Source organism: Bacillus cereus (genome assembly GCF_025917685.1).
Lineage (GTDB): Bacteria > Bacillota > Bacilli > Bacillales > Bacillaceae_G > Bacillus_A > Bacillus_A cereus_AT.
Genome location: NZ_CP089518.1, coordinates 1,590,460 through 1,602,224 on the forward strand (window position 1 = coordinate 1,590,460; position 11,765 = coordinate 1,602,224).

The window sequence follows — 11,765 nt, forward strand, 5'->3', positions numbered from 1 at the left end:
TGACTTTTTAGGTTTAATAAAGATTAATAAATAGATATACAGAATTAATGGAAAGGGAGCGACACTTTTATGTCACAAGCACAAAGTATTTTATTAGAAAGTGGAACAAACGAATTAGAAATCGTAACTTATACTGTTGGTGAAAATTTATTTAGCATCAATGTAATGAAAGTGCGTGAAATTATTAATCCATTCCCTGTTACAACTGTGCCGGAATCTCATCATGCAGTTGAAGGTGTTGTTCAAGTACGCGGTGAAATTTTACCTGTTATTAATTTAGCGACAGCCCTTAATTTAAGATCTACAAAGCCACTTGATCAAACGAAATTTATCATTTCGGAATTAAACCAAATGAAAGTTATTTTCCGTGTTGATGAAGTGCATCGAATTCAACGTATTTCTTGGGAACAAATTGATGAACCAGCTTCATTATCTATGGGACTAGAACAAACGACGTCAGGAATTGTAAAACTAGATGGGAAAATCATCTTATTGTTAGATTATGAGAAAATTGTTTGCGAAATTAGTAACAAAGGTTATGAGAATAAAACACTTTCAGGATTAGAACAAAAAACAGATCGAGCTGAAAAAGTTATTTATATTGCGGAAGATTCAGCGATGCTTCGCCAAATATTAGAAGAAACATTATCAACAGCTGGATATACGAAAATGAATTTCTTCAGTAATGGTGCAGAAGCATTAGCACAAATTGAAAAACTAGCAAAAGAGCAAGATGAAAAAATGTTTGAACATATTCATCTGCTTATTACAGATATTGAAATGCCAAAAATGGATGGACATCATTTAACGAAAATAATTAAAGATAGTGAAGTAATGAAGCAATTACCAGTTATTATTTTCTCTTCGTTAATTACAAACGAATTATTCTATAAAGGTGAGACAGTTGGGGCGGATGCTCAAGTGAGTAAGCCAGATATTCAAGAGTTAATTGGTTTAGTTGATCAGCTAGTGTTGTAAAAGGTTTTGAAAAGCGTTTTTTAGTTGGAAGAGTCGGCGTAAAATACATTTTTAGCTGAAAAGAGGAACTAGCCGTATAGTACTGGCTAGTTTCTTTTTAGTATGTACAGGTATAAAAAATCAAACGTCTCTAGAGTGTTTATGACAATACTCTCTTTCAAGGATTTAGCTGTTCTTATTTAGGGATTATTGATTGGTTTAATTAATAAGTGGTAGGATTTCTTTATTTGAAAATATAAGAGAGTGTATCTCTGGAGTGTGTTAGTAATATTTCGCGATAGCGCAAAAAATTTCGGTGAAATTATATTAGGAATACCATATAATAGAATTGAATGAATTTTATCGATATAACATCGTGTTAGATTTTGTATGATTTACTTAAAAATCTATTCTATTTTTATATACTCTATATACTTTTTAGTATGTTAATTATTTGACAGACAATTTCGAAATGCTATAATATGGATATGTAAAAATTGCTATTTTCTTAAAAGACATGGGAGTCAGATGAGAATTGTGAAAGGATGAGGGGGAGTGACACAGAGTATGTATCACCACACAGCAATCAATGTATTAAAACTTTTACAAAACATGTCAAATAATAAAACGAACAATATGAAATTAGAGGCGGAATTTAAAAAAATAGAGAAACAATTCCGAGTAAAGTATGAAGAGCTAATCGATTTATATAATAAAATGGTATTATTTCAAATAGATATAGAAAAAAATGGCGGTATGCGAGTATATGAAAAATCAGGAATTACATGGTTAAAGTCTGAACTAGAATTACTGTATGAAGTATATCAATTTTGTCAGCGGCAAGGCTTAAATATCGCAAATATTTCAAAATATGTTAGTAAAAATGAACTGAATTTATTTCCAAAAACAGAAAGTCAATTACAGAATACGTATTATAAATTAAAAAAACAAGAAATCCCGTTTGAAAATATTGAAAAACAGAAGCCGGGTCGAAAACGCAAATATACACCTGTAAAGGCTACCGTTGTTGAGACGAAACAAGAAAGAAAACAGGAAGTAAAAGAAGATTTCCAAAGTGAAGAGGACGAAAAGAATCTCGTAACTGTTATATCTGGTATTGTTGATAATTTTGAGACAATTAGTCAATCCCGTGAAAAGAAAGAATATGAATTACATCAGTTTATGGAGGGAATCTATAAGCTTTCTAGTATGGCTGCAGAGCGTTCGAAAGAAGAAAAGAATGCTCGAGGTCTTGAAGGTGAGGTACATTCATTACGAACTGAAAATGAAAGGTTGAAAAGAGAGAAGGAAGACCTTGTACATGATATTAAAGAAATGACGCACCATTTAATTCATTTCATTGCGAGCTCTGATATCGATCAAATTCGTACGTTGCCTTTCTTCGTAAAAGAGTGCAAACAAGATTTACATAAGCTGGGATTATATAACGCTCAAGACGGAAAAATGAAAAATGAAAATTGTGGTTGATAGTAGCGATCTTATGACTATATCATAATAAAAATGGGTACAAAACAAAAGGGAAATACATATACACTATGTATTTCCCTTTTGTTTTGTATGAAAATGTTCTAAAAAATATGTGTTTTGTAAAAACATTGGTAGTGAAACTGAAATAAATGATGTGTGGTCAACAATAAACCAGATATGGATGTGACTTGGAAAAAGAGGTCATATCATTAGTTTGCGGTTTTGATACGGATGAAAAGCACAATCTATCTCTTTTTTTGTTGAAATTATAACAAATAGGGGACAGTAAAGTAACTGTTAAAATATTGTAGCCGCCATTTTTAGGATTTGATTTTGCCTAATAGGAAATTCTATTGTTAGCAAAGTCTTTACCTCATTTTTGTTTTAGAAAGGAGAGAAGCGGATGGAGTCAATATGGCTAGAGTACGCTTGGGCATTATTAATTCTAATTGGATTAGAAGGCTTGTTATCGGCTGACAATGCTCTTGTCCTAGCGGTTATTGCGAAACATTTACCTGAAGAAGAGAAAAAAAAAGCTATAAATTACGGAATCATTATGGCCTTTGTTTTTCGATTTGCAGCCCTATTTGCGATTTCATTTATTGCAAATGTTTGGCAAATACAAGCAATAGGCGCCGCCTATCTTCTTTATTTAGGATTGAAGCATGTCATTCAGGCGCAATTTGGAAAAGACAATCAAAATATTCATGAGGAAGATGAAAAGGAAGCCGCAGGTAAAAGCTACTGGTTCACAGTAGGTAAAATTGCATTAGCTGACCTTGCTTTCGCGATTGATTCAATATTAGCCGCAGTTGCTCTTGCTTTGGGGCTTCCGGATTCACCGCTTGACGATTTCGGAGGTATGGATGGAGGACAGTTCATTGTTGTACTTCTTGGTGGGATTGCTGGACTTATTTTAATTAAATTTGCGGCAACTTGGTTTGTACAATTACTTGAGAAACGGCCAGCATTGGAAACAACAGCATATGCGATTGTTGCTTGGGTTGGTGTCAAATTAGCTGTAATTACACTGGCCCATGAGGATATTGGTATTTTAGACCATGATTTTCCGCACAGTACAACGTGGACTTTAATCTTCTATGGAGTATTAGTTGCTATCGCACTAATTGGTTGGTTTGCACCGGGAAATAATTCAGCCAAAAATAATCCTGAAAGGTAATAAAAAGGTCAGAGCATTATGTGCTTTGTCCTTTTTATTGATAATTATATTGTGTGTTTTCCGATTTAACGCTATAATTATAGTGTTAAAGATGGAATCGTGATATGACCTGTTATGAATCTATCATTTTATTTATGAATAAATGGATTGGTATTTTAGCAAGATGTGCTAATAAACTACTCCACCATGATGATAACGTGCCAAAAGTGTGGTGCGTATATTTTCGTGGTGGAGTTTTTTTATTCTCAAAAAGGGGGAGTAACCATGAACGACAGCATGGTTCATATTACAATTGACGGCAAAGAATATAGTGCTGAGCCTGGTTCAACTATACTGGGCATTATTAATGAGAACGAAATTGAACATCCACAAATTTGTTACGTGCCAGAAGTGGATCCTATTCAAACGTGTGATACTTGTATTGTAGAAGTGAATGGAAAGTTAGTACGATCGTGTTCTACAGTAGTGACGGACGGTATGAATATCGAATTATCTTCTATTAGTGCGAAGGCAGCGCAACATGAGGCGATGGACCGTTTATTGGAAAATCATTTGCTTTACTGTACAGTATGTGACAACAATAACGGGAATTGTAAATTGCATAATACGGCCGAATTAATGGAAATTGAGCATCAAAAATATCCTTACGAACCAAAAGTTGATGCAGGCGAAGTTGATATGTCCCATCCATTTTACCGCTATGACCCGAATCAATGTATCGCGTGTGGTCAATGCGTAGAGGTGTGTCAAAACTTACAAGTAAATGAAACGTTATCTATTGATTGGGAGGCAGAGCGCCCGCGTGTCATTTGGGACGAAGGAGTAGATATTAATGATTCTTCATGTGTAAGCTGCGGTCAATGTGTAACAATTTGTCCTTGTAATGCATTAATGGAGAAATCGATGCTCGGTGAAGCTGGATTTATGACAGGGTTAAAACCTGACATTATGGGGCCTATGGTTGATCTTATTAAAGAGGTTGAACCTGGATATAGTGGTATTTTCGCTGTGTCAGAAGTAGAAGCTGCGATGCGCGACACTCGTACGAAGAAGACGAAAACAGTATGCACGTTTTGTGGTGTAGGTTGTTCATTTGAAGTATGGACGAAAGGGCGCAAAATTTTAAAGGTGCAACCAACTTCTGAGGCGCCAGTTAATGCAATTTCTACTTGTGTAAAAGGAAAATTCGGTTGGGATTTCGTTAATTCTGAAAAACGACTTACGAAACCTTTAATCCGTAAAAATGGAGTGTTCATTGAATCAACTTGGGAAGAAGCGCTTGATGTAGTGGCGAATAAAATGGGCTCTATTAAAGAAGAGCACGGTAAAGGTTCTATCGGCTTTATTTCTTCTTCTAAAATTACGAATGAAGATAATTATGTTATTCAAAAATTAGCGCGTCAAGTGTTTGAAACGAATAACATTGATAACTGCTCACGCTATTGTCAATCGCCAGCGACAGATGGATTATTCCGTACAATTGGTATGGGCGGAGATGCAGGAACGATTAAAGATATTGCGCAATCGGGTCTTGTTATTATCGTCGGTTGTAATCCAACAGAAGGTCACCCAGTATTAGCGACTCGTGTGAAACGTGCGCATAAGCTTCACGGTCAAAAACTAATTGTTGCAGATCTTCGTAAAACTGAAATGGCAGAGCGTTCAGATATCTTTATTAGTCCAAAGCAAGGAACAGACCAAGTATGGTTAATGGCTGTTACGAAATATATGATTGATCAAGGTTGGCATGATCAGCAGTTCATCGATGAGAATGTAAACTTCTTTGATGATTTCAAAGATAGTCTCGCGGAATATACGCTTGAATATGCAGAAGAGATTACAGGCATTTCAAAAGAAACGCTCGTTACAATGGCAGAAATGATTCGTGATGCAGATGGTACGTGTATTCTTTGGGGAATGGGTGTAACGCAAAATACTGGTGGTTCAGATACTTCTGCTGCGATTTCAAACTTACTTCTTGCAACAGGAAATTATCGTCGCCCAGGTGCTGGTGCATATCCACTTCGTGGTCATAACAACGTACAAGGTGCTTGTGATATGGGAACCCTCCCAGGTTGGCTTCCGGGATATCAGCACGTTACTGACGACATAGAACGTACGAAATTTGAAATAGCTTACGGAGTAAAAATTGATAACAAACCAGGTCTGAATAACATTGAAATGCTTCATACAATTGAAGAAGGAAAAATGAAAGCAATGTATCTTGTTGGGGAAGATATGGCTCTTGTAGACTCGAACGCAAATCATGTGCATGAAGTGTTATCAAGTCTTGAATTCTTTGTCGTTCAAGATGTGTTCCTTTCTAAAACGGCTCAATACGCTGATGTTGTATTACCGGCAGCACCATCTCTTGAAAAAGAAGGTACGTTTACAAATACTGAGCGTCGTGTACAAAGATTATATCAAGTATTGCCGACGTTAGATGATGCGAAACCAGACTGGTGGATTGTACAGCAGATTGCCAATAAATTAGGTGCAAACTGGAATTATAATCACCCAAGTGAAATCTTTGCTGAAATGGCAAGTTTATCACCATTATTTGCACATGCAAACTATGAAGTGCTTGAAGGGTGGAACAGTTTCCATTGGGGAAGTTTTGATGGAACGAATACGCCGCTTCTTTTCAAAGATGGATTTAACTTCCCAGACAAAAAAGCTCGTTTTGCAATTGCTGATTGGGTACGTCCTGCTGAATTCCCAGCAGAATACAATCTCCATATTAATAATGGTCGTATGCTGGAACATTTCCATGAAGGTAATATGACGAATAAATCAAATGGTATTCAATCGAAAGTTCCGGGTGTTTTCGTTGAAATCTCTTCAGAACTTGCAAAAGAACGCGGAGTGAAAACAGGTTCATTAGTACGCCTTGTATCTCCTTTTGGAGCACTTAAATTACGTGCACTTGTAACGGATCGTGTAAAAGCGAATGAGCTGTATTTACCGATGAACTCGACAGATAACGAAACAGCGATTAATTTCTTAACAGGTCCCGCTGTCGATCAACGTACGAATACGCCTGCATATAAACAAACGAAAGTACTTATGGAAGTGTTAGAAGTAGAAGGTGAAAATCCGATGTCGAAAACGAATCCACGTAATAAAAAGCGCCATCCTCAAAAAGGTATTGAGGTAAATCGTAAGTGGGCTCGTCCAGGGTACGTACACTTAACAGATAAATAGGGAGGAGAAAAGAAGATGGCAGCACCTATTCAAGCGATTCAGAAGCAGGAGCTAACTGAGGAAGAAATAAAACAACAAAAACTCGAAGATTTAAAAGAACTGTTAACGAATAATGAAGCAGCGTTAAATCAAATGTTTAATATAGTAGGTGAACTGAATGACATTGGGATGCTGGAAGCGGCAAACTCAATGTTGAAAGCGAAAGAACCAATCGCAAAAATTATTCTCGGTCAAGTTACTCGTGAACCTGTTACAAATTTAATTAATAATATGATGGGCGCTGCAGGTGCTTTAACAGAACTTGACCCAGAACTTACGAAAAAGCTTATAGGTAGTTTATTAGTAGGGCTGGAAGAAGGTAATGAGCATCTGCAAAGTAATAAAAAGGTTGGTGTATTCGATCTTATGAAAGTACTAAAGGATCCAGATATTAACCGTGCTATCGGATTCGGGCTTCATTTCTTAAAAGGTATGGGTAAAGGATTAAAAGAAGAGTAGGTAAGCAACAATAATAGTATTTCATACGTTGTATGCATGTTGAAGTGATTTTTAAAAATGAACCTTTTCGTCTTATTATTTTCGTGAATAGTTTAGACGAAAAGGTTGTGTTGTTAAAATAGTTATGATGAAAGAATATGTGATAAGTTATTGGTAAGGAACAGGGGAGGAATGAGAGTATGTCAAAAATGGTACATGAATTTAATGATATGATCCGAAAGCTTCGAAAAGAGTTATTTGGGAAAGGGCCGGAACGAATTCATACTGTATTTACCGAAAACATGGCGATTGCTACACTTTATGGGAATTTGACACCTACAGAGAAATTCATTTCGGGAACTATGGATGGAGCGGAAATGGTTCATATGGCCCGAACGAAAATGATTCAAGAAGTGTATGCGGCTAATCCTCATGAACATTTAGAAGAACTTGTTGGTGCGAAGTTAGTTCATCTGTTTTCTGATATGAAAGTAGATGAAGATATTGCAGTTTCAGTGTTTGTCTTTGATAAAAATATAACGTGAGAGAAGGATACTCATCGTGAAATCGATTCAGGTGGAACGGGGAATTTTTAAATATGAGCAAGGCGAATTTAAATATATAGAGGACAGCATTGTAACAGAGTTTCCTGTTACGGTTAAAATTAACGGCCAGGAATTTGTTACAATGGTTAGTACTCCAGAGTATATTGAAGACATGGTAATAGGCTTTCTAGCATCTGAAGGCATTATCCGAAAGTATGAAGATATTGATGAAATATGGGTACAGGAAAAAGAAGGGTATGTTCATGTGAAAACGACGAAAATCAATCCTTATTATCGTGACATGCAAAACAAACGTTATATTACTTCGTGCTGTGGAATGAGTAGGCAAGGGTTTGTGTTTGCAAATGATGCGCTGACTGCGAAAGAAATGAATGATATTCGCGTAAAGATCTCTGCTGAGGATTGCTTTCGGTTAATGAATGATATGCAGCAATCTGCAGCCACTTTTCAACATACAGGCGGTGTCCATAATGCAGCTTTATGTGATGTGAGTGGAATTGTTTTAAGTCGCATGGACATCGGAAGACATAACGCTTTAGATAAAATTTACGGTTATTGTTTAAAAAATAACATTTCGATTGGCGATAAAATTATTGTTTTTAGTGGACGTATCTCTTCTGAAATTCTATTAAAAGTTGCGAAAATTGGCTGTGAATTAATATTGTCAAAATCAGCTCCAACTGAGTTAGCACTTGAGCTAGCGGAGCAGTTAGGGATTACTACATTAGGCTTCATTCGTAATAAATCTTTAAATGTATATACGCATCCAGAGCGGATTGTAAATATAAAATAAGTAGAAACGAGGCAATAATCATGAAATCTGTCACATTAGACAAATTAGATCGTCCTTTAAAGGATTTACGTATTTCTGTTACCGATCGCTGTAATTTTCGCTGTCGATATTGTATGCCAGAAGAGATATTTGGTCGTGATTATTCTTTTTTGTCTAATGATAAAATTTTATCTTTTGATGAAATTGAAAGGATTACACGTATTTTCGTTTCTTTAGGTGTAAGAAAGTTACGTATTACTGGGGGAGAGCCTTTACTTCGAAAAGACCTACCAAAACTCATACAGCGGTTAAACGAAATTGATGGCGTAGAGGATATTGGTTTAACGACAAATGGATCATTACTTAAAAAATTCGCTCCAGATTTATATAAGGCGGGTTTATCTCGTGTGACAGTTAGTTTAGACTCATTAAATGAAGAGCGCTTCTCTTATTTAAATGGGAATAGAAGTAAAGTGAAAACGGTTCTTGCAGGAATACAGGCTGCAGCGGAAGTCGGAATGAAAATTAAAATGAACATGGTTGTTCAAAAAGGGAAAAATGAGCAAGACATCGTTCAGATGGCAGAGTACTTTAAAGAAAATAAGCATATTTTACGATTTATTGAATATATGGATGTCGGTAATTATAACGGCTGGGAATTAGGCGAAGTAGTTTCTAAGCAAGAAATATTAGAAATGATTCATAAAGTGATGCCGCTTGAAAAAATGGAAGCGAATTATCCTGGTGAAGTTGCGACACGTTATCGATATATCGGTAGTGATGAAGAAATAGGAATAATTTCATCTGTAACGGATTCGTTCTGTTCATCATGTACAAGAGCTCGTATCTCCGCAGAAGGAAAATTATATACTTGTTTGTTTACTTCTAAAGGAAACGATCTTAAAGAATTACTTCGTACTGGATATACGGATGAGGAAATTACCGATATTATTCGTGACATTTGGAATAATCGTTCCGATCGCTATTCAGAAGAACGGTTAACGAATACAAGTAACAAAACAATGCCGAAAATTGAAATGTCCCATATTGGTGGTTGAGAAATCACTATGAAAGAAGGTTGTTCGTAGCCTCTTTTTGTTACAGGAAATAATGGAAAGCTTGCAAGTTTTGCAGGTTTTCTATGATTATAGTAAAAATGATGATTGATATTTCTGTAAGAGACATGCAGAGAAATTAAGCAGCATTCAAAAATCCTTAATTTTTTAAGGGTTTTTGAAGTTGCTTTTTTTAATTGAGAAAAATGGAGGAAACGATTATGGCATTTCATAAACCGGAACAAATCGCTGCGCTTGTGATTGAATCCGGTGTTCAAAAGGTAAGGCAACCGTTATCCGCAATGCTTATTCTTGGCTTTTTAGGAGGAGCATTCATTTCGTTAGGATTTTTACTTAATATTCGTGTTCTCGGTAATGTACCGGAGCAATGGGGAAGTTTAGTCAATTTTATAGGAGGAGCGGTTTTTCCTATCGGACTTATGCTCGTTGTGTTAGCAGGAGGAGAATTAATTACAGGAAATATGATGTCAATGTCTATGGCACTTTATGCACGGAAAATTTCATTGAAACATGTGTTAAACAATTGGGCTTGGATCACTTTAACTAACTTTGTAGGTGCACTTTTCGTAGCGTATTGTTTCGGTCATCTTGGCGGGCTAACTGAGGGTGCGTATTTAAATAAAACGATAGCGATAGCTCAAGATAAGTTACATGAATCTTTCGGGAGAACATTAATTTTAGCGATTGGTTGTAATTGGCTCGTATGCCTGGCGATTTGGTTAGCTTACGGAACAACCGATTTGATCGGAAAGATTGTTGGAATTTGGATTCCGATTATGGCCTTTGTCGTAATTGGATTTCAGCAAGTAGTAGCGAATATGTTCGTCATTTCAGCAGTTATTTTTGCCGGGCATCTTACGTGGATGGATCTTGCGAAAAACTTTGTTCCAGTCTTTATCGGAAATGTAATTGGTGGAGCTGGATTTGTTGGATTCGCTTATTTTTCTTGTTATCAGAAACAAAGCACTATTGAGAAAGATGTCTTGAAAAAATAACAGTATATGAAAGGAAGGCTGCCTCATGATAGAGCGGTATTCACGACAACAGTTGTTCACTCCTATTGGAAGTAAAGGGCAGGAAATGATTAGAAATAAGCATGTTTTAATAATAGGGGCAGGTGCGTTAGGAAGTGCAAGTGCAGAAAGCTTCGTACGTGCAGGTATCGGGAAATTAACGATTATTGATCGGGATTACGTAGAATGGAGTAATTTACAGCGACAACAACTTTACGCCGAACAAGATGCGATAGAAAAGTTGCCAAAAGCAATTGCAGCACAGAATCGTCTCAAACAAATTAATTCAAGCGTGCAAATTCAAGCTCTTGTAATGGATGCAAGAGTAGATAATATGGAAGCTTTATTAGATGGTGTTGATCTCATAATTGACGCAACAGATAATTTCGATATTCGGTTCATGATCAATGACTTATCACAAAAACACAATATTCCTTGGATTTACGGTTCTTGTGTCGGATCGTATGGTATGAGCTATACAATTATTCCGAAGAAAACACCGTGCTTACATTGCGTGTTGAAAAGTGTTCCTGTTACAGGGGCGACGTGTGACACAGTTGGAATTATTAGTCCAGCTGTTCAAATCGTTGCTGCTTATCAAGTGGCAGAAGCATTCAAAATTTTAGTAGAAGATTATGCAGCAATTAGAAAAACTTTTTTAATGTTTGATATATGGAGTAATCAACATCATTCTATCAAACTAGGAAAAATCAAAACGGAAGACTGTCCATCGTGCGGAACAAATAGAAGTTATCCTTATTTATCATACGAAAATCAAACGAAGACAGCTGTTTTATGCGGAAGAAATACAGTTCAAATTAGACCGGCGCATAATAGTCATTACAACTTTGATGAGTTAGAAAAAGTATTGAAAAAACACGGGAAAGTAGATCGAAATCCATATTTGCTATCTTGCCAACTAGACGATTACCGCATGGTCATTTTTCAAGATGGCCGTGTATTTATTCATGGAACGAATGAAATCCCAAAAGCAAAACAACTATACTATCGGTTATTAGGCTAATAGAAAGG

Annotated in this window: 11 protein-coding genes; all 11 read left to right on the forward strand. The window is 36.2% G+C overall.

The window, feature by feature from the left end:
* The first annotated feature begins 69 nt into the window (after positions 1 to 69).
* The 11 genes from LUS72_RS08310 to LUS72_RS08360 all read left to right on the forward strand — a co-directional run bounded on the left by LUS72_RS08310 (position 70) and on the right by LUS72_RS08360 (position 11,757).
* Positions 70 to 978: a chemotaxis protein gene (locus LUS72_RS08310; RefSeq protein ID WP_097831634.1), complete on the forward strand. Its 909-nt coding sequence runs from the start codon at positions 70 to 72 to the stop codon at positions 976 to 978.
* A gap of 546 nt (positions 979 to 1,524) precedes the next feature.
* Positions 1,525 to 2,445 (forward strand): DNA-binding domain-containing protein, encoded by a 921-nt coding sequence (locus LUS72_RS08315; protein ID WP_373605111.1) that lies wholly within the window; start codon positions 1,525 to 1,527, stop codon positions 2,443 to 2,445.
* A 403-nt stretch (positions 2,446 to 2,848) separates the two neighbouring features.
* Positions 2,849 to 3,625 carry a TerC family protein gene (locus LUS72_RS08320; protein WP_097831633.1) on the forward strand — a complete coding sequence of 259 codons (777 nt, stop codon included), beginning with the start codon at positions 2,849 to 2,851 and terminating at the stop codon, positions 3,623 to 3,625.
* Between the two features lie 104 nt (positions 3,626 to 3,729).
* Positions 3,730 to 3,921 carry a hypothetical protein gene (locus tag LUS72_RS08325; protein ID WP_097831632.1) on the forward strand — a complete coding sequence of 64 codons (192 nt, stop codon included), beginning with the start codon at positions 3,730 to 3,732 and terminating at the stop codon, positions 3,919 to 3,921.
* The gene (gene fdhF, locus LUS72_RS08330) at positions 3,890 to 6,829 is read left to right on the forward strand and encodes a formate dehydrogenase subunit alpha (protein ID WP_097831631.1); all 2,940 of its coding nucleotides are present in this window, start codon (positions 3,890 to 3,892) and stop codon (positions 6,827 to 6,829) included. The genes LUS72_RS08325 and fdhF overlap by 32 nt, the downstream gene beginning before the upstream one ends.
* Positions 6,830 to 6,844: 15 nt before the next feature.
* Positions 6,845 to 7,327, forward strand: a complete 483-nt coding sequence (locus LUS72_RS08335; protein ID WP_097831630.1) for a helical membrane plugin domain-containing protein — start codon at positions 6,845 to 6,847, stop codon at positions 7,325 to 7,327.
* Positions 7,328 to 7,506: 179 nt separating this feature from the next.
* A complete protein-coding gene (locus LUS72_RS08340) occupies positions 7,507 to 7,851 on the forward strand; it encodes a Na-translocating system protein MpsC family protein (RefSeq protein WP_000041502.1) in 345 nt (114 codons plus the stop codon).
* A 16-nt stretch (positions 7,852 to 7,867) separates the two neighbouring features.
* Positions 7,868 to 8,665 (forward strand): formate dehydrogenase accessory sulfurtransferase FdhD, encoded by a 798-nt coding sequence (fdhD, locus tag LUS72_RS08345; RefSeq protein ID WP_097831629.1) that lies wholly within the window; start codon positions 7,868 to 7,870, stop codon positions 8,663 to 8,665.
* A gap of 20 nt (positions 8,666 to 8,685) precedes the next feature.
* On the forward strand, positions 8,686 to 9,702 hold the full coding sequence (gene moaA, locus LUS72_RS08350) for a GTP 3',8-cyclase MoaA (protein ID WP_097831628.1): 1,017 nt from the start codon (positions 8,686 to 8,688) through the stop codon (positions 9,700 to 9,702).
* A 218-nt stretch (positions 9,703 to 9,920) separates the two neighbouring features.
* On the forward strand, positions 9,921 to 10,715 hold the full coding sequence (locus LUS72_RS08355; protein WP_097831627.1) for a formate channel: 795 nt from the start codon (positions 9,921 to 9,923) through the stop codon (positions 10,713 to 10,715).
* A 25-nt stretch (positions 10,716 to 10,740) separates the two neighbouring features.
* Positions 10,741 to 11,757 carry a molybdopterin-synthase adenylyltransferase MoeB gene (locus LUS72_RS08360; RefSeq protein ID WP_097831626.1) on the forward strand — a complete coding sequence of 339 codons (1,017 nt, stop codon included), beginning with the start codon at positions 10,741 to 10,743 and terminating at the stop codon, positions 11,755 to 11,757.
* The last annotated feature ends 8 nt before the right edge of the window (positions 11,758 to 11,765 follow it).

Coding starts and splice junctions, on each gene's coding strand:
- LUS72_RS08360 (WP_097831626.1), top strand. CDS start 10,741: ATGATAGAGCGGTATTCACGACAACAGTTGTTCACTCCTATTGGAAGT.
- moaA (WP_097831628.1), top strand. CDS start 8,686: ATGAAATCTGTCACATTAGACAAATTAGATCGTCCTTTAAAGGATTTA.
- LUS72_RS08315 (WP_373605111.1), top strand. CDS start 1,525: ATGTATCACCACACAGCAATCAATGTATTAAAACTTTTACAAAACATG.
- LUS72_RS08325 (WP_097831632.1), top strand. CDS start 3,730: ATGACCTGTTATGAATCTATCATTTTATTTATGAATAAATGGATTGGT.
- LUS72_RS08340 (WP_000041502.1), top strand. CDS start 7,507: ATGTCAAAAATGGTACATGAATTTAATGATATGATCCGAAAGCTTCGA.
- LUS72_RS08355 (WP_097831627.1), top strand. CDS start 9,921: ATGGCATTTCATAAACCGGAACAAATCGCTGCGCTTGTGATTGAATCC.
- LUS72_RS08335 (WP_097831630.1), top strand. CDS start 6,845: ATGGCAGCACCTATTCAAGCGATTCAGAAGCAGGAGCTAACTGAGGAA.
- fdhF (WP_097831631.1), top strand. CDS start 3,890: ATGAACGACAGCATGGTTCATATTACAATTGACGGCAAAGAATATAGT.
- LUS72_RS08310 (WP_097831634.1), top strand. CDS start 70: ATGTCACAAGCACAAAGTATTTTATTAGAAAGTGGAACAAACGAATTA.
- LUS72_RS08320 (WP_097831633.1), top strand. CDS start 2,849: ATGGAGTCAATATGGCTAGAGTACGCTTGGGCATTATTAATTCTAATT.